The 21784-nt window shown below is 68.7% G+C and carries 13 protein-coding genes and 1 tRNA gene; 6 read left to right on the plus strand and 8 right to left on the minus strand.

Features of this window, described 5'->3' with window-relative positions; translation table 11 throughout:
- Positions 1–109 precede the first annotated feature (109 nt).
- A complete protein-coding gene (locus ACFSGX_RS13640) occupies positions 110–1087 on the plus strand; it encodes a helix-turn-helix domain-containing protein (protein ID WP_380930679.1) in 978 nt (325 codons plus the stop codon).
- On the opposite strand, the gene ACFSGX_RS13645 is transcribed toward ACFSGX_RS13640, so the two are convergent.
- Positions 1066–1140 (minus strand) — tRNA-Thr (locus tag ACFSGX_RS13645). The genes ACFSGX_RS13640 and ACFSGX_RS13645 overlap by 22 nt on opposite strands.
- A gap of 137 nt (positions 1141–1277) precedes the next feature.
- Here ACFSGX_RS13645 and ACFSGX_RS13650 point away from each other — a divergent pair.
- Positions 1278–1430, plus strand: coding sequence for a hypothetical protein (locus ACFSGX_RS13650; protein ID WP_380930681.1), 153 nt, complete (start codon positions 1278–1280; stop codon positions 1428–1430).
- A gap of 147 nt (positions 1431–1577) precedes the next feature.
- Here ACFSGX_RS13650 and ACFSGX_RS13655 read toward each other — a convergent pair whose 3' ends face one another.
- Both ACFSGX_RS13655 and ACFSGX_RS13660 read right to left on the minus strand, forming a co-directional pair.
- Positions 1578–2195, minus strand: coding sequence for a glutathione peroxidase (locus ACFSGX_RS13655; protein WP_380930683.1), 618 nt, complete (start codon positions 2193–2195; stop codon positions 1578–1580).
- 90 nt (positions 2196–2285) lie between these two features.
- Entirely contained in the window at positions 2286–4082 is a 1797-nt protein-coding gene (locus ACFSGX_RS13660; protein WP_380930685.1) for an aminopeptidase P family protein, read from the minus strand.
- 122 nt (positions 4083–4204) lie between these two features.
- Between ACFSGX_RS13660 and ACFSGX_RS13665 the strand changes: the two genes are divergently transcribed.
- The 3 genes from ACFSGX_RS13665 (at position 4205) to ACFSGX_RS13675 (ending at position 10662) form a co-directional block, all read left to right on the plus strand.
- Positions 4205–6247, plus strand: coding sequence for a S9 family peptidase (locus ACFSGX_RS13665; protein WP_380930804.1), 2043 nt, complete (start codon positions 4205–4207; stop codon positions 6245–6247).
- A gap of 321 nt (positions 6248–6568) precedes the next feature.
- The gene (locus tag ACFSGX_RS13670; protein WP_380930687.1) at positions 6569–8914 is read left to right on the plus strand and encodes a TonB-dependent receptor domain-containing protein; all 2346 of its coding nucleotides are present in this window, start codon (positions 6569–6571) and stop codon (positions 8912–8914) included.
- A 509-nt stretch (positions 8915–9423) separates the two neighbouring features.
- Positions 9424–10662 (plus strand): CaiB/BaiF CoA transferase family protein, encoded by a 1239-nt coding sequence (locus tag ACFSGX_RS13675; RefSeq protein WP_380930688.1) that lies wholly within the window; start codon positions 9424–9426, stop codon positions 10660–10662.
- Between the two features lie 340 nt (positions 10663–11002).
- Here the strand turns inward: ACFSGX_RS13675 and ACFSGX_RS13680 are convergent, their stop codons facing one another.
- The 5 genes from ACFSGX_RS13680 to ACFSGX_RS13700 are packed head-to-tail and all read right to left on the minus strand — an operon-like array spanning position 11003 to position 19549.
- On the minus strand, positions 11003–12673 hold the full coding sequence (locus ACFSGX_RS13680) for a GH39 family glycosyl hydrolase (RefSeq protein WP_380930690.1): 1671 nt from the start codon (positions 12671–12673) through the stop codon (positions 11003–11005).
- Position 12674: 1 nt separating this feature from the next.
- Complete coding sequence (locus ACFSGX_RS13685) at positions 12675–14555, minus strand: NPCBM/NEW2 domain-containing protein (RefSeq protein WP_380930692.1); 1881 nt, start codon at positions 14553–14555, stop codon at positions 12675–12677.
- A gap of 23 nt (positions 14556–14578) precedes the next feature.
- Positions 14579–15658: an alpha/beta hydrolase gene (locus ACFSGX_RS13690; protein ID WP_380930694.1), complete on the minus strand. Its 1080-nt coding sequence runs from the start codon at positions 15656–15658 to the stop codon at positions 14579–14581.
- Positions 15659–15683: 25 nt separating this feature from the next.
- On the minus strand, positions 15684–18059 hold the full coding sequence (locus tag ACFSGX_RS13695; RefSeq protein WP_380930696.1) for a glycoside hydrolase family 95 protein: 2376 nt from the start codon (positions 18057–18059) through the stop codon (positions 15684–15686).
- A gap of 2 nt (positions 18060–18061) precedes the next feature.
- Positions 18062–19549 (minus strand): alpha-N-arabinofuranosidase, encoded by a 1488-nt coding sequence (locus ACFSGX_RS13700; protein WP_380930805.1) that lies wholly within the window; start codon positions 19547–19549, stop codon positions 18062–18064.
- A 237-nt stretch (positions 19550–19786) separates the two neighbouring features.
- On the opposite strand from ACFSGX_RS13700, the gene ACFSGX_RS13705 reads away from it, so the two are divergent.
- Positions 19787–21775, plus strand: coding sequence for a glycoside hydrolase family 43 protein (locus ACFSGX_RS13705; protein WP_380930698.1), 1989 nt, complete (start codon positions 19787–19789; stop codon positions 21773–21775).
- Positions 21776–21784: the final 9 nt, after the last annotated feature.

Genomic DNA, 21784 nt, shown 5'->3' on the forward strand with positions numbered 1-21784 from the left:
GCGGTCGATCCGCTCTCGGAGCCGAAACTGTGCCAGTCCGCCCCGCCCGACCATGGCAATCCCGTCCGATAAGTTGGACGATTCGCCGGACCGCGGCTATCGTCATGCCGTGACGAACGCGGCCATTCCCAGCTTCTATCTCTACGGCGAACCGCACCGGGCGGTCGCACCCGATTTCATCCATGTCGAACGGCTCGACGCGCGGTCGCGCCCCAGCGAATGGATGATCCGCCCCCACGCGCATGCCGATCTCGTCCAGATCTTCGTCGTCTACCATGGCGGCGGATCGATGCTGGTCGAAGGCGGAACGCTGTCCTACGCGGCGCCCGCGCTCCTGCTCGTGCCCGCCGGCGTCGTCCACGGCTTCGCCTGGACCCGCGAATCGACCGGTGCCGTGGTCACGCTCGCCTGCGCCTGCCTCGACCGGCTCGTTGCGCGCCACCCCGATCTCGCCGCCGTCTTCGCGCAGACCCGCGCGCTACGCACAGACAGCGAAATCGCGTCCGCGATCCGGTCCGGCATCGATACGCTCGACCGTGAACTCGGCTGGTCGGCGACCGGCCATCACGCCGCGGTCGAGGCCGGACTACTCGCGCTGCTCGTCGGCGCGCTCCGCGCGATACCCGCAAAGTCCGACGCCGCGGCCCCCGATCCGGGGCAGCAGGCCGCGCTCGTCGCGCGCTTCCGCGCCCGCATCGAACAGCGTTTCCGTCTGCGCGAAAGCGTCGCCGCGCATGCCGCCGCGCTCGGCACCAGCGACACCAGCCTGCGTGCCGCCTGCACCCGCATCGCCGCCCGCCCGCCCGCCGCCATGCTCGACGAACGCGCGATGCTGGAGGCGCGCCGCGCGCTCCTCTACACGAACCTGTCGATCGCAGAGGTCGGCTACGCGCTCGGGTTCGCCGACCCGGCCTATTTCTCGCGCTTCTTCACCCGCCACGCCGCCCGCTCCCCCCGCGCCTTCCGCCGCGATCGCGGCGCCTGCCGGAGCGATTCAGACACAGGCCAAGAGCGCCCGAACGCAAACGGGCATCCGAAGATGCCCGCTCTACACGCTGAAAATGCTGGTGCTGCCGGTGAGGATTGAACTCACGACCTCAGCCTTACCAAGGATGCGCTCTACCACTGAGCTACGGCAGCATGCCGGGGCGGGCCCCTGACAGGAGGCGGCCTATGGCGGAGGGGACGGCGGGCGTCAAGCGTCCGTCTCGGCACATCCCCATTGAAAGGCCGGGCGGGGCTGGTCCGCGGGCACCCACACCCCTATGCTTCCGGTGATGAGCAACGGCCAAACCGATCGCGCCGAACGACTGGCCGCCGCCCTCCGCGACAATCTCCGCCGCCGCAAAGCGCAGGCGCGCGAAATCCCCGCCGCGGCAACTCCGGAAGAAACGTCCGCCGGGCCGCCTGTTACCGACGTGACCGAGTAGCTTCTCCCCCTTGGCCGTCATCCCGGCGAAAGCCGGGATCTCCCTCCGGTCAAACCGAACCCCAAGCCAGAACGAGATTCCGGCCTCCGCCGGAATGACGCGGTACGATCCGTCGCCGCGGCTCACCCCACCGACCGCAAACCCTGATCAGGCCCGCGCCGGACGCGCCTTGATCGCGGTCGTGATCGCGGTGTTCAGAGCCGGATCGGTCGGCTCCGTCGTCGTCCCGAACGCCTTGATCAGCCGTCCGTCACGCCCGATCAGATATTTGTGGAAATTCCAGCGCGGGGTATTCTCCGCGCCCACCTTGGCCGCCGCCCATTTGTAGATCGGCAGAGCGCTTGCACCCACCACGGCGGACTTCTCCGCCATCGGGAACTTGATGCCGATCGTCTGGCAATTGTCCGCGATCTGCTTGTTGGACCCATATTCCTGGTCCTTGAAGCTGCCCGACGGCACGCCGATCAGCGTGAAGCCCGCCTTGCCGTAGCGATCCTGCAGCTGCTGCAGGCCGGCAAACTGCTTCTTGAAGCCGCAGAAGCTGGCGGTGTTGACCAGCAGCACCACCTTGCCGCGATACGCCTTCATCGGCATCGGCTCGCCGTCGATCGCGACCAGATTGAAGTCCCACGCGGTGCGCCGCGCGGCCTCGGCCGCCGGCATCGGCGGGGTCGCGGGCGGGGTCGGGAAACCGACCGCCAGCGCCGCCACCGCAATGCCGCCGGCCGCCGCCAGGCCCAGTCCGAACTTCGCCAGTTTCCGCATCTCTCATCCCTCTATCGTCGCCTTCGCGGCGCAACGCTCAAGGTCCGATCATGGGCCCGCCCCCCGGCCCCACGCAAGCGGACATTCCGCCTAGCCGAGCGGCGCCGTCACCGCGTCCAGCCACGCCTTCGCAGCCCCATCAATCAAAGGCCCGACCACCTCACGCACCTGCGCGTGATAGCCGTCGAGCCACGCCCGCTCGCCCGCATCGAGCAGCTCGAGATCGACCAGCGTCCGGTCGATCGGCGCAAAGGTCAGCGTCTCGAACGCCAGCATCGCGCCCTCCGCGCCCGGGATCATGCGCCGCTCGACCAGCAGCAGGTTCTCGATCCGAATCCCGTATTCGCCCGCCTTGTAGTAGCCCGGCTCGTTCGACAGGATCATCCCCTCGCGCAACGGCTCGGCCCCACCTGACTGACTGCTCCACGCCGCCGAGATGCGCTGCGGCCCCTCATGCACCGCCAGGAAGGACCCCACGCCGTGGCCGGTCCCGTGCGGGTAATCCAGCCCCGCCGCCCACAGATATTGCCGCGCCAGCACGTCGAGCTGACCACCCGACGTCCCCTCCGGAAACACCGCACGGGCGAGCGCGATATGGCCCTTCAGCACGCGCGTGAACCTGTCGCGCATCTCCGCGGTCGGCGCGCCCACCGCCACGGTGCGCGTGATGTCGGTCGTCCCGTCGCGGTACTGCCCGCCCGAATCGATCAGGTAGAGGCTGTCGATCTCGATCGGCCGGTTGCTCGCCTCGTCGACCTTGTAGTGGCAGATCGCGCCGTTCGGCCCCGCCCCGGAAATCGAATCGAAACTCAGGTCGATCAGCCGCGCGTCCTCGCGCCGAAACGCCTCCAGCCTGGCCGCGGCGGACAATTCGGTCAGCCCGCCCTTCGGCGCCTCGATCGACAACCAGTGCAGGAACCGCGTCACCGCCGCCCCGTCGCGGGCCTGCGCCGCGCGCTGCCCGGCGATCTCGCCCGCATTCTTGCACGCGCGCGGGATCACGGTCGGGTCGCGCGCCTCCATCACCTGCGCACCGCCCGCCTCCAGCTCGGCGAAGATCGCCGCCACCGACTGCGCCGGGTCCACCGCGATTCGCTGGCCTCCGAGTGACCGCAGATGATCCGCGAACGCATCCCGCGGATGGACCCGCACCGCATTGCCCAGATGCTGCGCCACATCGTCGGCCATCTTCTCCGGCGCCACGAACAGGTCCGCCGTCCCGTCCGCGCTCACCACCGCATAGGCCAGCGCGACGGGCGTATGGTCGACGTCCGCCCCGCGGATGTTCAGCGTCCAGGCGATCGAATCGAGCGCCGCCAGCACCGTCGCATCCGCACCCTTCGTCACCAGCCAGTCGGCGATCGCCTGCCGTTTGTCCGCCGACGTCCGCCCCGCATGCGCATCGCTATGCACCACCAGCCGCGCATCGGACGGCGCCGGCCGGTCGGCCCACACCGCATCGACCGGATTACCGTCCACCGCCACCAGCTCGGCCCCGCGCGCCGCCAACGCCGCGGTCGCCTGCGCCACCCAGTCGCGCGTGTGCAGCCAGGGGTCGTACCCGATCCGCGCCCCCGCCGGGGCATGCTCGGCCAGCCAGCGCGTGATGCTCGTCTCCGGCACCGCCTGGTACGACCAGTGCGCGCCGTCGACCTGCTCGCGCACCTGCAACGTATAGCGTCCGTCGGTGAAGATCGCGGCGTCCGCGGGCAGCACCACCGCCGCCCCGGCCGATCCCTGGAACCCGGTCAGCCACGCCAGCCGCTGCGCATAGGCGCCGACATATTCCGACATATGTTCGTCGGTCAGCGGCACGACGAACCCATCGAGCGCGCGGGTCGCCAGTTCGTCGCGCAGCAGCTTCAGCCGGTCTTCGTAGGTGGACATGGCCCGTCGCCCTTCTATCTAGCGTTGACGCCCAGATAGTCCCGCGCATGCCCCCGCGCCAGCCAGACCGAGACCGCATCTTGTCCGATACGCCCGCCGCAATCGCTCCCACCACCACGGCGATGCTCCCGCCGCCGCCCGTCGCCGCAGTCCGCCCGCATGCCACCACCGCGCACGGCGTGACGATCGAGGACCCGTATCACTGGCTCAAGGACGCCGGCTACCCGAAGGTCGAGGACGCCGAGATCCTCGACTACCTCAAGGCCGAGAACGCCTATTTCGAAGCCGCGATGGCCCCCAGCGCCACGCTGGTCGACACGCTGTTCGAGGAGATGAAGGGCCGCCTGAAGCAGGACGACGCCTCCGTGCCGCAGGTCGACGGCGACTATCTCTACTGGTGGGCATTCCAGACCGGCGGCCAGTACCGTCTCTGGTACCGCCGCCCGGTCGCCGGCGGACCCGACGAACTGATCCTCGACGAAACCGCGGAGGCCGCCGGCCACGACTATTTCCGCGCCGGTGCGCTGGCGATCAGCCCGGACACGCGCCTGCTCGCCTGGAGCGCGGACACCAGCGGCGCCGAACGTTTCACGCTCAAGATCCGCGATCTCGCCACCGGCACAGATATCGAGACGGTCAGCGAGGTCGTGAACGGCGGCGTCGTCTGGTCGGCGGACAGCACCCGCATCGCCTATGCCGAGGTCAACGACAACTGGCGCACCTTCCGCGCCCGCGCGCACCGGCTGGGCGACGACCCCACCGCCGCCCCGACGCTGTACGAGGAACCTGACCAGGGTTTCCGCATCGGTCTCGGCCGGACGCACGACCGCAAATATCTGCTGATCGGCACCGGCGACAACCAGACCGACGAGATCCGGCTCGTGCCCACCGCCGACTTCGACGCCGCGCCGCTGCTCGTCAGCCCGCGCCAGGTCGAGCGGCAATATTCCGTCGATCACGCGCACGACACGCTCTGGATTCTGACCAACGACACCCACGTCAATTTCCGCATCGCGCGCGCCGACCCGACAACGCCCGGTGAGTGGACGACGGTGATCGAGGGCTCCGACCAGGTTTACCTGACCGGCCTCACCAGCTTCGCCAAGCATCTGGTGATCGCCGAACGTGTCGAGGGGCTCGACCAGATCCGGCTGCGCACCTACGCCGGCGATGATCACCGCATCGCCTTTCCGGAGGCGAGCTATACCGCCGCACTCGGCTCCAACCCGGCCTTCGATCCGCCGCTGTACCGGATCGGCTACACCTCAATGGTCACCCCCGTCACGGTGTTCGACTACGACCCCGCCACCGACACGCTCCAGACGCTGAAGGTGCAGGAGATTCCGTCCGGCTACGACGCAAGCCGCTACGCCACCGAGCGGCTGATGGTTCCCGCGCGCGACGGTGCCTCGATCCCGGTGTCGATCGTCTACCCGGTCGGCTTCCCGCGCGACGGGTCCGGCCCGCTGTTCCTCTACGCCTACGGCGCCTACGGCCACGCCATCCCGCCCAGCTTCTCGACCGGCCGGCTCTCCCTGCTCGACCGCGGCTTCGCCTTCGCGATCGCCCACATCCGCGGCGGCGACGATCTCGGCTACGACTGGTATCTCCAGGGCAAGGCGACGCAGCGCTGGAACACGTTCCACGATTTCGTCGATGTCGCGAAGGGCCTGATCGCCGAAGGCTTTGCGAGCCCCGGCCGCATCGCGATCAACGGCGGCTCGGCCGGCGGCGAACTGATGGGCGTCGTCGCCAACACCGATCCCGACCTCTGGGGCGCGGTGATCGCCGACGTGCCGTTCGTCGACGTGCTCAACACGATGCAGGACGAGAGCCTGCCGCTCACCCCCGGCGAATGGCCTGAATGGGGGAACCCCATCACCGACAAGGCCGCGTTCGACCTGATCCACGGCTATTCGCCCTACGAGAATGTCGGGCCCCAAGCCTATCCGCCGATGCTCATCACCGGCGGGCTGAACGATCCGCGCGTCACCTATTGGGAACCGGCCAAATGGGCCGCCCGCCTGCGCGCCACCCGCACGAACGACGCGCTCCTGCTGCTCAAGATCAACATGGGCGCCGGCCACGGCGGCAAGTCCGGCCGCTTCGACGCGCTCCGCGAAGCCGCCGAAACCTACGCCTTCGCGATCAACCAGCTGGGGTAAGACGGGGCCCAAGAACGCGGTCGGTAGAATCCCCCTCCGAACCCCGCCCATCCCGAGTGAAGGCGAGGGACCCCGTCGGGCGCAGCCGAGACGGCCGACAGCGTCCCCCGCCCAAAACCCGTAAGGTTCGAGCGTGTCGAGAACTCCGCGCAGAGTTCTCGACACGCTCGAACCTTACGGACCTGTATCGCCGGGTTCGGCGCGCCCCCACCCCACCGTCATCGAACCGACACGGAACCTTCACGAACCTGACCAGCGCCCCCGGCAAGGGCTCCCTTGCGCGAAAGATGCATCGGCACCCGCGCTCAAAGGGGACCATCCATGATCGCTCGCCGCGCCTGCCTGCTTGCCGGAACCGCCATCCTCGCCATGTCGGGCACCGCCCACGCGGTCGCCGCACCGGCTGACACGGCCATCGCCACCGCCACCGCCGACGTTCCCGCGGACGCCGCCGCCGCGGACCCCGCCGACGGCGCCGAAATCGTCGTGCTCGGCTTCGGCCAGGCGCGTTCGGTCCAGACGATCACCGCGCGCGACATCGCGGTCCTCACCCCCGGCACCACGCCGCTGAAGGCGATCGCCAAGCTGCCCGGCGTCAATTTCCAGGCGGCCGACGCATTCGGCGCCTATGAATGGTCGTCGCGCATCTCGATCCGCGGGTTCAATCAGAACCAGCTCGGCTTCACGCTCGACGGCGTGCCGCTCGGCGACATGAGCTACGGCAACAGCAACGGCCTGCACATCAGCCGCGCGCTCATCTCCGAAAATATCGGCGCCACCTCGGTCGCGCAGGGCGCCGGCGCCCTCGGCACCGCCTCCACCGGCAATCTCGGCGGCACGATCATGTTCGAATCGCGCGACCCGTCGAACGACCTCGATCTCGCCGCATCGGGCACCTACGGCAGCGACGCGACCTATCGCGGCTTCGTCCGGCTCGACAGCGGCGACCTGACCGGCAACGGGCTCAAGGGCTATGTCAGCTACGGCTATCTCAAAACCGACAAGTGGAAGGGTTTCGGCGAACAGCGCCAGCATCAGGCGAACGTCAAGCTGGTCCAGGATCTCGGCGATCGCGGCAGCCTCACCGGCTTCTTCAACTTCTCAGACCGGCGCGAGCAGGACTACCAGGATCTCAGCCTCGACATGATCGACCGGCTGGGGCTGAAGACCGACAACATCTCCAACGACTTCCCGCTCGCGACCCGCCTGGCGCAGATCTACCAGAACCAGGCGACGCGCGCCGGCTCGGCCACCGCCGCCCTCCCCTACCCGACCGTCGGCCTCACCTTCCCGGCGCCGTACGAGACGGTCGATGACGCCTATTTCGACGCCGCGGGCCTCCGCCGCGACTATCTCGGCGGCGCGACCTTCGACGGGAAGCTGACCGACGCGCTGTCGGTGAAGCTCACCGGCTATTTCCACAACAATCACGGCCAGGGCCTCTGGTTCCTGCCCTACACCCCGACGCCGGGCGGCTCCGCACTGTCGGTCCGCTCGACCGAATATGACATGACCCGCGGCGGCGCGCTCGGCCATGTCGCGTGGGAGGCCGGCCCCAACCGCCTCGAAGTCGGCGGCTGGTACGAATCGAACGCGTTCCGCAACGCGCGCCGCTTCTACGGTCTCGCCGACCAGGCGACACCGTCGCGCGACGCGCTGTCGTTCCAGTCGAACCCCTTCGCGACGCAGTTCGACGTGAAGTTCGATACGACCACTGCGATGTACTATGTCTCCGACCGCCTCGAACTGGGCGCGCTGACGCTCAACGGCGGGTGGAAGGGCTACAAGGTCACCAACCGCGCAAAGCAGCTCGTCGGCAACCTCGCCTCCGGCACGATCGACGCGAAGGATTATTTCCTGCCGCAGGCCGGCGCCGTCTACGCGCTCGGCGGTTCGACCGAACTGTTCGCCACCTTCACGCAGAACATGCGCGCCTTCACCTCGGCGGCGGTCGGCGGTTCGCCCTTCGCCACCACGCAGGTCGGGTTCGACCTGATCCGCGACACGCTGAAGCCCGAGAAGTCGGACAGCTACGAAGTCGGCGGCCGGTTCCGCGCCGCCGGGTTCCAGGCCTCGGCTGCGGCCTATTATGTCGACTTCACCAACCGCCTGCTGTCGCTGGTCAACGGCGTCGCCTCGGTCGGCAACCCGACGACGCTCCAGAATGTCGGCGACGTCCGCAACTACGGCTTCGAAGCGACCGCGCTGTACAAGGTCATCCCCGCGGTCTCGCTGTTCGCGTCCTACTCCTACAACAAGTCGGAATTCCGCGACGACGTGCTGAACACCAACGGGACCGTCAACACCGCCACCGCGGGCAAGACCGTGCCCGACAGCCCGCGCCACATGGTGAAGGGCGAAATCGTCTATAACGACGACCGCTTCCTCGCCCGGATCGGCGCCGACTATATGTCGCGACGCTTTTTCACCTACGAAAACGACCAGTCGGTCGCCGGCCGCGTCCTGCTCGACGCGACGATCGGCTACACCTTCGCCACCACCGGCCCGCTGAAGGGCTTCGCGATCGAAGGCAGCGTCACCAACCTGACCGACAAGAACTACGTCTCCACCGTCGGCTCCAACGGCTTCGGCGCCCGCGGCGACAACCAGACCCTCCTCGCCGGCGCCCCCCGCCAGTTCTTCGTAACCCTGCGCCGGGGTTTCTAAGCACCACTCCCTCCCCCCACCGGGGGGAGGGCCGGGGTGGGGGGCGTGGCCTGGGGAAACGTCGACCCACCAAAGACCGCGTACCCATCCCAAACCTCACTCCCCACCCCGTTCGGTTCGAGCCTGTCGAGAACTCGCACACCCCCCACCCCCGCCCATCCCGAGCGAAGTCGAGGGACCCTTCGAGCGAAGTCGAGAAGCCAACAGCACCCCTCAAGCCAAGCTCGCGGACCGCAAAACCCACACACCCACACCCCCGTCCATCCTGAGTAGCGACTGAGCGCAGGCGAAGGCGCGTATCGAAGGACCCGCGCTACCCTCCTTCGGCACGCCATATCGACAAGCTCAATGGCCACTCGGGACAAACGGTTATACGACACCTCCAGACGGCAAAGACCGCAGGGAGGATCGCACGAAATGCGCAGGAAAGGCCGGCACCGCACAACGGTCGCAACCAAGATCGCCCCAGATCCGCAATGCGCACCCCGCCCCACCGCGGGACCAAACCCATGACCCACCCCCCCACAGGCCCGCTCTTCGGCCTCCGCGTCCTCGACCTTTCCCGCGTCCTCGCCGGCCCATGGAGCACGCAGATCCTCGGCGATCTCGGCGCCGACGTCGTGAAGATTGAACAGCCCGGCCACGGCGACGACACGCGCCGCTGGGGCCCGCCCTTCCTCGACGACGGATCGCGCGACTCCGCTTATTTTCTCTGCGCCAACCGCAACAAGCGCTCGGTCGCGATCGACATGGCCGACCCGCGCGGCGCGGACCTGATCCGCCGGCTCGCCGCGGACAGTGACATCGTGGTCGAGAATTTCCGCGTCGGCGGCCTCGTCAAATACGGCCTCGACTATGCCAGCCTCAGCGCCGCGACACCCGAGCTGATCTACTGCTCGATCACCGGGTTCGGGCAGGACGGCCCCTACCGCGCCCGCGGCGGCTACGACTTCATGATCCAGGGCATGAGCGGGCTGATGTCCGTCACCGGCCGCCCCGACGACGAACCCGGCGGCGGCCCGATGAAGGTCGGCGTGCCGATCACCGACCTCACCACCGGGCTCTACGCCACGGTCTCGATCCTCGCCGCGCTCGCCCACCGCGACCGCACCGGCATCGGCCAGCATATCGACATGGCGCTGCTCGATACGCAGGTGGCGCTGCTCGCCAACCAGGCCTCGTCCTGGCTCAACGGCGGCGTCGTGCCGGTCCGGCGCGGCAACGACCATCCCGGCCTCGTCCCCTACCGCGACTATGCCTGCGCGGACGGCGACATCCTCGTCGCCCTCGGCAACGACCGCCAGTTCCGCGCCTTCTGCACGCTGCTCGGTCTGCCCGACCTCGCCACCGACCCGCGCTTCGCCGACAACGCCGCCCGCAACGCACACCGCGCCGCGCTCCAGTCCGCCCTCGCCCCCGCGATCGCAACGTGGCGCGCCGACGACCTCCTCGCGGCGATGGACGTGGCCGGGCTTCCCGCAGGCCGCGTCAACACCATCCCCGACATCCTCGCCGACCCCCACATCGACGCCCGCGGCCTCGTCCAGCCCATGACCCGCACGGACGGCACGCCGGTGCAGGTGCTCGGCTATCCGGGGAAGTTCTCCGAAACCCCCACAGACTACCGCCGCGCACCGCCGCGTTCGGGCGAGGACAGCGGGGATGTGTTACGCGAGCGGCTGGGGCTGGATGAGGCGACGTTGGCGGAGCTAATCGCGGCCGGCGTCGTGGCGGAACGGTTAGGGTAAGCCCAACTCACCCACCAACCACACAAAACCCGCTCATGCTGAGTAGGGACCGAATAGCGCCACTTGGCGCGTATCGAGGGCCAGTATCGAAGCACGGGTACTGAGCCCGAGGCCAAGATGTCAGGACCGATCCTTCGATACGGGTCTTCGACTTCGCTCAGCCCCTACTCAGGACAAACGGGTGAGTTTGAGGTGGCCGGTGGGGTGAGAGGTTTGCCCTCAACTTGATCCCACCCCCCACACCCGTTCGGTTCGAGCCTGTCGAGAACCCTGCGCAGCGTTCTCGACAGGCTCGAACCGAACGGGTGTGGGGGTGCTGGAGCCAGTCGCAGCCCAACCCTCACCCCTGCGGCTCAACAACCACCAAAGTCACCCCAGACCGCGGCACCACCACATCGACCACGCCACGAGCGCCCACCACAGCCATAGGCACAGCACTCTCCGCCAACGCCGCCGCCTCCAACAGAGCCGCCCGCTGCACCGTCGTCGGCGCGAGCGGAGACCCCATCCCCAACCACGCCGCATAGCTATTGGAATGCCCCGGATCGACCCGGTACTGCGTCACCTTCGCCCCCGCCCGCAACACCCGCGGCAACCGGGCCAAAGCCACCCGCACCGCCGCATCCGGCCCGGCCACATCGTCGTCATGATAATGCCAGACCAGCACCGCCACCCGGTCGCCGTCGATCGCCGCGATGCTGCCGATGTCGGCCGCCCCGCGCACCCCGTCAGCCATCACCGCGTCGAGCGGCTGCTGATGATCCGACACCGCCGGCAGCTCCTGTCCGCGCAGCTTGGCGAACAGTTTGAACACGTTGATCACCGGCAGGTCGATGCCCCCCGAGGTCAGCTGGCGGAACCCCGCAAACGGTGCCTGGTCCTCGAACTCGAACGCCCAGGTCAGGATCCCTTCCAGGTTCAGCCCGCGCCGTTCGGCGAGAGCCTGCAACCGCACGAACGACGCGACCGTGTAGCTCGAATACATCGTCCCGTTGCGATACGCGTTGGCCGGCCCCTGGCACGCCGCGCACCCCTCCGGATCCGCCTCCCCGATGATGATCGGCTTGCTCCGGAACGCCGGGTTCGCCGCGATCTGCGCATATTCATGGTCCGCCGCCTTCAGCTGCGCCGACAGTCCCATCCGCACATGGCTCGCCGCGCCCGTCCCCACCACCGTCGGGTTGCCCTTGGCATGGAAGGACAAGAAATCGGTCGGGGTCCCCGCCTTCGCAGCATGCGCCATGAACTGCGTCAGATACTGGTCGCCCGCGCCAGCGATATCCGGCCCGCCGACGCGCGCCTCCGGCAACGCCCGCCGGACCGCGCGCACCGTCGTGTCGTGCAGCTTGAAGAACTCGGCCTGCGTGCCCCCCCAATAATATTGCGGCAGGTTCGGCTCGTTCCACGTCTCGAAATACCAGCTCGCGACCTCCTGCCGGCCGTACCGCTCGACACAATGCGTGACCCACGCGAACACCAGCCCGTCCCACTTCGCATAATCCGTCGGCGGATAAGCCCAGCCGGTGCGCAGGCTCCCGCTGCCCGGCCGCCAGTCGTGCTGATACGGCACCGGCTTCGATGAAAGCGCCTCCGGCATGAACCCGACCTCGACATAGGGCCGCACGCCGCGCGCGCGGTACGTGTCGAAGATCCGGTCGACGATCGTCCAGTCGTAACGCGGCCGGCCCTCGGCATCCTCCGTATACGCGTTGGTCGATCCCCACTTCAGCGCCGCCGTCCCGTCCCCCGTCGTCAGCAAATTGTGCGTCCGGAAGTACACGCGGTCGGGCGCGAGCTTCCCCAGCGTGGCCAGCGTCGTGCGCCCGTCCTTCATCGTCGCATAATTGGGCTCGTCCGCGCCGAAGAACCGCCACACCGGGTTCACCGGCTTGCCCGGCCGCCCGACATCGACCGCGACCGTCACCGGGATCGCCGGCGCAGCGCCGACCGCACTTCCGGCAAAGGCCGCGAACAGGGCCAGCGCGCCGGCGAAGGACGACAGGCGCAGCACCTTAGCGAACCAGCGCCGCGTCGGCCCAGTCGACCGCCGGCGGATCTCCCTGCGCGCCGTCCGCCCGCCGCGCGACCAGTTCGACGATCTTCACGCCCGTCACGTCCGCCGCGATCGGCACCGCCGCCTCGCCGAACTTGACCGCGCGCGACGTCGCCAGCTTCCGCCCGTCGCCATACACCTCGAACCGCACGGCCCCGCCGGCCGGCGACGCACTGTCGTCCACGCCCACCGCCGCGGTGAAGCGTGTATAGCCCGCATTGCGCACCTCCAGCCGCGATCCGGCCAGCACGCCGATCCCGCTGTCGTAGCTCCGCGTCGCAACGCGCAGCACGTCGCCATACGCCGCACGGTCCGCCTGCGCCCCGCCCCAGCCGGCATATTGCGGATGCTCGCCCGGTCCGCGCGTACCGGCCCACGAAATCACCGACTTGTGGATCGTCGGGTCCACCCGCGGCGTCACCACCCCGTCCACCGCCGGGTTCACGCTTCCCGGCTGCTCCGACAGATACAGCCCGTTCGCCAGGCTCCGCTGCCCCGCCGCGCGGAACACCAAAGTCTCGTGCGGCTTCAGCGTAAACGCCTGCTCCTTCGTGAAACTGCGCCGCGCGCCCGTCCACAGATCGGTCAGCGCGACCGGTGCCGTATCGACCAGCTTCAGCTGCGCCGCCGTCAGCATCACCGGTGCGGGCGACGCGGTCCGGTTGAACAACGCCACCGCCTTGCCGCCACCCGCCAATGTCTTGACGAGAATCTGCACGTCGTCGGACTGGTACGCCACCACCGCCTGATTGCCCGCCGGATCCTGGTTCAGCGCCACCACCGCCGCATTGCCGAAGATCGCGCGCTGCTCGGGCGTCAGCTTGCGCAGGTCGTACCCGATGAACAGCGGCGCGTTGATCATCGCCCACATGCTGAAATGCGACCGCGCCTCGACCGGGTGCGCCGCGTCGAAATCGCCCGTCCCCACGAACAGCATGTCCGGGTCGTTCCACGATCCGGGATGGGCGTACAACGGCCGCGTCACCGCACTGTCGAAATTGCTCAGCATCCGCCCCCAATGCGGGGAGATATCGTCGCTCGTGCGGCTGATATTGCCCATGTCCTTGCCCCACGCGCGCACGTCCGACGACCCCCACAGGCACAGCGAATAGGTATAGTCGCCGTCCGGGTTGTAGCGCCGCAGCGCCGTATCGACCGACCCGTACAGCGCCTTCACCGCGCCCACGTCGGTGCGCGCCATCGACTGCATGTCGATCAGCGGCGGCAACGCGCGGTACAGCCCGCTCTTCACCCGCGGGCTATCGGCGGGCAACCCGCGTACGCCGCATCCGTCGACCTTGATCGTGTCGAACCCCCACTCCTCGAAGAACAGCCGGATGTCCTGGTCGACATGGCCGTACAGCCCGACCTCGCGCTCCGCGACCGTCCCCTCCGGCTGGTTCTTGAAATCGGGGGTGTAGATCTGGCCGCAGCTATTGCGCCCGATGTCGGAATAGATCCCCGCGCGCAGGCCCATCGCATGGATCCTGTCGGTCAGCGGGCGGAAGCTCGTGTCCGTGCTGCCGGGCTTCCCCGCGGACGGGAATTTCGCCGTCCGGATCACCAGCCGCCCGTCGCTCTGCCGGCGCTGCTGCCACCAGCCATCGTCGATATTGACGTTGCGGTAGCCGAGCTTGGCCAGCCCGCCGTCCACCAGCACGCGCGCCGACGCCAGGATCTTCTCCTCGTCGATGTCGCTGTTGAACGCGTTCCACGTGTTCCACCCCATCGGCGGCACCGGCGCGCGGCCGCCCGTATTGGCACTCCACCGCGCGGTCGGCGCCAGCGGATCGGGCGCGGCATGTGCAGAGGCCGCGCCCAGCAAGGCCGCCGTTATCATCAGCGGGGCAATCGGTCGCATGGTCACTTGGCTCCCACCAGGTTGCGCGTGAAGAACGGCATGACGAAATCCTGGAACCGCTCGGCGACGTTGCTGACATGGTCGCCCGGATACACCGTGAAACTGTTGGCGATCTTGTACCGGTCGAGCGCGGCGTGCAGCTTGGCCGCATCGTCCTTCAACCCGTCGCGGTCGCCCACGTCGATCGCGATCGCCTTGTACTGCCGCAGATTGCCGACATACTGATCGATCATCGCCAGCGGCGCATTCGCGGTCCAGCGCGCCAGCACCTCGGGTTGCACCACCCCGCCCTTCACCGGCAGGTCGAGGTACAACGGCCCCTTGCTCGGATTGGGCGACCACGCCGCGGCACTCGCCAGCTGCGCACGCACCATGAACGGCAGGCTGGCGGACTCCGAAGGCGACTTCACCTTCTCCAGCGCCGCCATCGCCTCCGCGTCGAACATCGCCGGATCGCGCGGCGCCAGGCAGCACGGGCTCATCATGTACAGCGCGCCGAACATGTCGGGGTGCTTGAAGCCGATCCGCGTCGTGCCGTATCCGCCCATCGAATGGCCGGCCAGCCCGCGGCTGCGGCGGTCCGCGATCGTCCGGTAATGCCCGTCGATATAGGCGACGAGGTCGCGCGCGATGAACGTCTCGAAATCGCCCGTCGTCACCGAACTGGAATACATCGATCCGTTGTGGATCGTCTTGCTGTCCGGAAACACCACGATCATCTCGCGCGCGCCCTTGGCGAATGCGCCCGCGATTGTCTGCGGCACCTGGATCTCGCGCGTCCACTGCTCCGCCCCGATCGAATAGCCGTGCAGCGCATAGACCACCGGATACCGCCGCCGCGGGTTCGCCGCATAGCTCGGCGGCAACACGACCAGCACGTCGCGGTCGGCGGTCTCGCCCTCCAGGTTCCCGCGGATCGCCGGCGAGTTGACCTTGATCTGCTCCACCTTCAGCACGGCCGCGCCCGGGACCGGCGGCACCGCCTGCGTCGCGACCTGCGCCGTCGCCGGGACCGCGATCGCCATTGCGCCGGCCAGGGCCAGTCCGACCTTCAGGCCGATATGCGTCACTGAACGTCCCATGTTTCCACTCCTCACGACCTTGTGATCAGGCCTGTTTCAAATCCGGTCCGCGCAACCGCACCGTGCGGCCGGGCGACAGCGTCACACGGCGGCGCTGCCCGCCCAGTCGCACGACATGCGTGCCCGCTCGATCACCGTGTAGCACGACGCCGTCCAGCCGGCCCGCGCTCCAGTCGATATCGACCCGCACCGCACCCCGCGCGCGCAACCCCGTCACCCGCCCGCGCGCCCAGGCCTTGGGCAGCGCCGGCAGCAGCAGGATCTCGTCGCCTTCGCTCTGCATCAGCATCTCCGCGATCGCGCGCGCCCCGCCGAAATTGCCGTCGATCTGGAACGGCGGGTGCGCGTCGAACATGTTCGGATAGGTCCGCTCCGGCCCCAGCAGGAAGCGCAGGATGCGGTGCGCCCGCTCCCCGTCGCGCAACCGCGCCCACAGGTTCGCGCGCCACGCCGTCGCCCAGCCGGTCGCCTCATCCCCGCGCAGCTCAAGCGACCGCCGCGCCGCCGCCGCCAGCGCCGGCGTCCGGTCGACATCGATCTGCGCACTCGGGAACAGCCCGTACAGGTGCGACACATGGCGGTGATGCGGCTCCGGCGCGCCCGCGTCCCAGTCCTGCTGCCATTCCTGCAACTGCCCCTGCGCGCCCACCTGATCCGGCGCCAGCCGCGCCCGCGTCGAGATCAGCCGCCGCACATAGTCCGCATCCACCCCCAGGATCGCCGCGGCCCGCGCGGTCTGGTCGAACAGGTCGCGCAGGATCTGCTGATCCATCGCCGGCCCGGCGCAAACCGCCACCCCCTTGTGATGCTCGTTTTCCGGCGAGATCGACGGGCTCGTCATCAGCCGGCCGGTCGCCGAATCGGTCACCAGCGTATCGAGGAAGAAGTCGCACGCCCCCTTCATCAACGGATACACCATCGCAAGGTAGGCGACGTCGCGACCGTAGTCATAATGGTCCCACAGATGCGTGCAGAGCCACGCCCCGCCCAGCGGCCACAGCCCCCATTGCGCCCCGTCGACCGGTGCGGTTCCGCGCCACAGGTCGGTATTGTGATGCGCCACCCAGCCGCGTGCGCCGTACATGCGGCCCGCCGTCCGCGCGCCCGTCACCGCCAGGTCGCGGACCAGCGCCACCAGCGGCGCGACGCATTCCGGCAAGGCCAGCGGCTCGGCCGGCCAGTAGTTCATCTCGGTATTGATGTTGATCGTGTATTTCGATCCCCAGGGCGGCGTCGTGCTGTCGTTCCAGATCCCCTGCAGATTGGCCGGCTGACTCCCCGCCCGCGACGAACAGATCAGCAGGTAGCGCGCATAGTTGAAGTAGAGCGCCGCCAGCGCCGCCCCGTCCGCCGCATCCCCGCTCCGGATCCGCACATCGGTCGGCCGCTCCGCCAGCGCCGTCCGCCCGAGGTCCAGCGTCACGCGCCGGTACAACCGGCGATGCTCGATCGCGGTATCGGCCGCCAGATCGCGATAGGCCCGCCGCGCCGCCCCCGCGATCCGCGCGTCCACGATCTTGGCCGGATCGCCCGCGACATCGTCGAACCGGCGATAGCTCGTCGCCACCCCCACCAGGATCGTCACCGCATCCGCCCCGCGCACGCTCAGCGTCGCGCCGGCCCGCGTCATGCGCCCACCGGTCGGCATCACCCGCACCCGCGCCGCGATCCGCAACGCGCCCGGCACACCCTCCGCCGCCGGCCCGCGCCCGTCCATCGCGAGGCCGTCCGCCGTCGTCACCACCGTCGCCGACTGCGGCGTCTCCAGCGCCACGTCCAGATCGATCGCCCCCGCCCGGTCCGCGGACAGCCGCACCGCGATCACCTCCGCCGCCGGCGACGCGATCACCTCGCGCGCATACGCCACGCCACCGGCCACGAACCGCGTCGTCGCACTCGCCGCATCCAGATCCAGCTCGCGCCGATAGCCCGACACGTCCGCGCTCAACGCCGGCATCCGCAACATCAGGTCACCGACCGTCTGATACGGCATCTGCCCGCGCGGCTTCCCGATCAGCGTCGCGTTCGCCAGCGCTTGCGCCTCCGCGAACCGCCCCGCCGCGATCAGCCGCCGCACCTCGGGCAACGCACCCGCCGCCGCGGGATTGACCGGATCATAAGGCCCGCCCGCCCAGAACGAGTCCTCGTTCAGCTGCAACCGCTCCGCCGCGGTCCCGCCATACACCATCGCGCCCAGCCGCCCGTTGCCGATCGGTAGCGCCTCGGTCCACACCTTGGCCGGCTGCGCATACCACAACCGGTCACCACCGGCCGAAACCGGCGGCGCGGCCTGCAGCGCGTCCGGCAGGACCAGCCCAGCCGACGCCGCCACCGACGCCCCCAGCACGCCGCGCCGGCTCACCCCATCGCTGGATGCGCCGGTGCCACCCGGCGCGTCCATGCTCAGCGCAACGCCAGCACGAGCACCGACTTCGCCGGCAACGTGACGGTCAGCGTCCCGTCCGCCACCTGCGCACCGCTGAACGCCGCCGGCACCAGCGCGTTCGGCTGGTCGAAGCTGTTGTGCGCGTCCATCGTCGCGGCGGTCAGGATGCGCCCCGTCGCGGTCGTCGCCTGCACGCCCGTCATTTTCACCGACACCGGCACCGCGTTGTTCGGGTCCAGATTGACCAGCGCGACATGCACCTGACCGCTCGCATCGCGCACCGCGGACGCGCTGACCGACTGCACCGCGACCTCGTCATAATGATAATATGGCGACTTCACCGTGATCGGCAGCGTCGTGGCGTCCATCCACGGCTGGTACATGTCGAACACGTGATAGGTCGGCGTCTTCACCATCTTCGCGCCGTCGGTCAGCAGCATCGCCTGCAACACGTTCACCATCTGCGCGATCGCGGCCATTTTCACCCGGTCGGCATGATGCGCGAAGATGTTGAGGTTCAGCCCGGCGACCACCGCATCGCGCAGTGAATTCTGCTGCTGCAGGAAACCCGGGTTCGACCCCGGCGTCGGGTCGTACCACGTGCCCCATTCGTCGACCGCCAGCATCACCTTCTTGTCCGGATCATATTTATCCATGATCGCGCTGTGCTTGGTGACGAAATCCTCCATCTGCAGCGTGTGCGCCATGGTGGTCGCCCATTCGCGCTCGGGGAAACCCAGCGCCGGGCCCTTGTCTTCCCACTTCGTATCGCGCGGACGGGTGTAGTAATGCAGCGCCAGACCGTCGATATTCTTGCCCGACAGCTTCATCAGCGTCTCGGTCCACTCGTAATTGCTGTCGCTCGGCCCGCTGGCGATCTTCAGCATCTTGCCGCTGGTCGACTTGGCGAACTGACCGTACCGGTTGGTCAGGTCCGCGGCATATTCCGCGCGCATGTTGCCGCCGCACCCCCACAGCTCGTTGCCGATGCCCAGATACTGGACCTTCCACGGCGCGGGATGCCCGTTGGCGGCGCGTTCCTTGGCCAGCACGGTCGTGCCGGCCGGCGCGGTCAGATATTCCACCCACTGCGACGTCTCGGCCGGCGGCGCACTACCCAGGTTGGCGGAGACATAGGCTTCCGCGCCCAGCCGCTCGACGAAGCCCATGAATTCGTGCGTGCCGAACGCATTGTCCTCGGTCACGCCGCCCCAGTTGGTGTTCACCTTCACCGGCCGCTTGCCGCGCGGGCCGATGCCGTCGCGCCAGTGATATTCGTCCGCGAAACAGCCGCCGGGCCAGCGCACCATCGGCACCTTTATCGCCTTCAGCGCGGTCATCACGTCGCGGCGATATCCGGCGTCGTTCGGGATTTTGGAATTGGGGCCGACCCAGATGCCCGGATAGATGCCGGTGCCGAGATGTTCGGCGAACTGCCCGAACACCTGGCGGTTCATGCGCGGACCCGGCCGGTCGGCGGACAGCGTGCCCGTCGCGGCGGTCATCGACTGGCCCGGCACCTGCGCCGGGGCCTGCGCCAGCGTCGGCACGGCGGCGATCAGCGCGACGGCCGACACGGCCTGCCCAAAACGACGATTCAACACATCTCTCTCCCCTGATCGGCGATGCGATGCCCCTGTCCGGGTGCATCCCTTTGGTGGCCAAGAAACCCCAATTGTCCGACTTAAGCAAGTGGAAACCGGCCCTCCGCGATGTTAGGACCTGGGTAAGGGAGAGAAGAAATGGCGTACGGCGCACTGGCTTTGTTGATGGCGACCACGCTGCTGCCCGCCGCAGCTACGCCGTCTTCCGCACCCCGCACCTGGACCGCGGACAACGGCAACGGCACCTTTACCAACCCGCTGTTCTTCGACGAATTCTCCGATCCCGACATGATCCGCGTCGGCGACGATTTCTACATGACCGGCACCACCATGCACACCATGCCCGGCCTGCCGATCCTCCATTCGCGCGATCTCGTGAACTGGACGTTCCTCGGCTACGCGCTGGACAAGCTGGACCTCGGTCCCGAATATCGGCTCGAGGGCGGCAAGCACATCTACGGCCGCGGCATCTGGGCGCCCAGTTTGCGCTACCGCGACGGCACCTTCTACATCTTCAGCAACGTCAACGGCCAGAACACGCAACGCTTCACCGCCACGAACCCGGGCGGCCCGTGGACCCGCACGCCGATGAAGCGCAGCTTCCACGACCTGTCCGTCCTGTTCGACGACGACGGCAAGGCCTATGTCATCTGGGGCTATCAGGACATCCACATGGCGCAGCTTGACGCCAGCCTGACCGACATCGTCCCCGGCACCGAACGGATCGTCATCCCCAAGGGCGCGGGGATGGGCGAGGGGTCGCATTTCTACAAGTTCGACGGGCGCTACTACATCACCAGCGCCGAATATGCGGTCCGCTTCCGCATGCCCGCCGCGCGCGCCTCCTCACCCTTCGGCCCGTACGAGGTGAACCCGGAGATCAGCGCCGACGAGGAATTCGGCGAGACCGCCGGCTGGCGCGTCGCCGGCAACAAGGAACCGCTCACCCTGCGCGGCCCCGACCCCAAGGCACGCGGCGGCCTCGCCATGCACCAGGGCGGCGTCATCCAGACGCCCGCCGGCGAATGGTGGGGCTGGTCGATGTTCGAAGGCAATTCGGTTGGCCGCCTCACCGCGCTGTCGCCGGTGACGTGGAAGGACGGCTGGCCCTATTTCGGCCTCCCCGGCAATCTCGGCCGCTCGCCGCGCACCTGGGTCAAGCCACGGCTGGCCGCCTCGCCCGATCATGCGCCCTATGAGCGATCGGACAGCTTCACCGGCCCCGCGCTCGGGGCGATCTGGCAATGGAACCACGTCCCCGTCGCGGCCAACTGGTCGCTCGCGGCCCGCCCCGGCGCACTCCGCCTGACCACGCTGCCCGCCCCCGGCTTCCTCCAGGCACGCAACACGCTGACGCAGCGCGCGATCGGCCCGCAGTCCACGCCGGTCGTCGAACTCGACGTCGCCGGGCTCCGTGCGGGCGACGTCGCCGGGCTCGCGCTGCTCAACCGGCCATTCGCCACGATCGGCGTCGAACGGTCGGCCAAGGGTCTCGAACTGGTCATGACCGACGAACTGGCCGGCACCGTCCGCCGCCCGCTCACAGCCACGCATCTCTGGCTGCGCGCCACCGCGGACCTCGCACACGACCGCGCGCAGTTCGGCGTCTCGACCGACGGCCGCGCCTTCACCGACTTCGGCACGCCGGTGACGATGCCGTTCCAACTGCTGACGTTCCAGGGCGTCCGCTACGCGCTGTTCGCCTACAACGGCGCCGGCCGACCCGGCGGCCATGCCGACTTCCTCGACTTCAAGGTGACCGAGGGCCAACCCGAAAGCCGCCCCGACATCCCCTATGGCCGCACCATCAGCCTCACGCCCATCGGCAGGCCCGCCGCCCCCGCACTCGCCGGCCTCAGCGTCGGCCAGCACCCGCTCGGTCGCGTCTCGCTGACCCGCGGCGGCCAGTCGCTCACCACCGCGTCCGACGGCTCCGTGGCGCTGCGCCGCACCGACGGCAGCCCCGCGCAACAATATCAGTGGATGGAATCGCTCAGCGGCGGCGCGGTGCTGATGTCGCTCGTCACCAACCGCTACCTGCATGTCGCTTCCGACAGCACGCTGCGCGCCGACAGCCTGGGGCCAAGCGCGGACAATGCCGACGGCAGCCGCTTCCGGGTGCAATAAACGCGACGG

Source organism: Sphingomonas arantia, assembly GCF_042682045.1.
Classification (GTDB): Bacteria; Pseudomonadota; Alphaproteobacteria; order Sphingomonadales; family Sphingomonadaceae; genus Sphingomonas_R; species Sphingomonas_R arantia.

Coding starts and splice junctions, on each gene's coding strand:
- ACFSGX_RS13650 (WP_380930681.1), top strand. CDS start 1,278: ATGAGCAACGGCCAAACCGATCGCGCCGAACGACTGGCCGCCGCCCTC.
- ACFSGX_RS13655 (WP_380930683.1), bottom strand. CDS start 2,195: ATGCGGAAACTGGCGAAGTTCGGACTGGGCCTGGCGGCGGCCGGCGGC.
- ACFSGX_RS13660 (WP_380930685.1), bottom strand. CDS start 4,082: ATGTCCACCTACGAAGACCGGCTGAAGCTGCTGCGCGACGAACTGGCG.
- ACFSGX_RS13665 (WP_380930804.1), top strand. CDS start 4,205: ATGCTCCCGCCGCCGCCCGTCGCCGCAGTCCGCCCGCATGCCACCACC.
- ACFSGX_RS13670 (WP_380930687.1), top strand. CDS start 6,569: ATGATCGCTCGCCGCGCCTGCCTGCTTGCCGGAACCGCCATCCTCGCC.
- ACFSGX_RS13675 (WP_380930688.1), top strand. CDS start 9,424: ATGACCCACCCCCCCACAGGCCCGCTCTTCGGCCTCCGCGTCCTCGAC.
- ACFSGX_RS13685 (WP_380930692.1), bottom strand. CDS start 14,555: ATGATAACGGCGGCCTTGCTGGGCGCGGCCTCTGCACATGCCGCGCCC.
- ACFSGX_RS13690 (WP_380930694.1), bottom strand. CDS start 15,658: ATGGGACGTTCAGTGACGCATATCGGCCTGAAGGTCGGACTGGCCCTG.
- ACFSGX_RS13695 (WP_380930696.1), bottom strand. CDS start 18,059: ATGGACGCGCCGGGTGGCACCGGCGCATCCAGCGATGGGGTGAGCCGG.
- ACFSGX_RS13700 (WP_380930805.1), bottom strand. CDS start 19,549: ATGACCGCCGCGACGGGCACGCTGTCCGCCGACCGGCCGGGTCCGCGC.
- ACFSGX_RS13705 (WP_380930698.1), top strand. CDS start 19,787: ATGGCGTACGGCGCACTGGCTTTGTTGATGGCGACCACGCTGCTGCCC.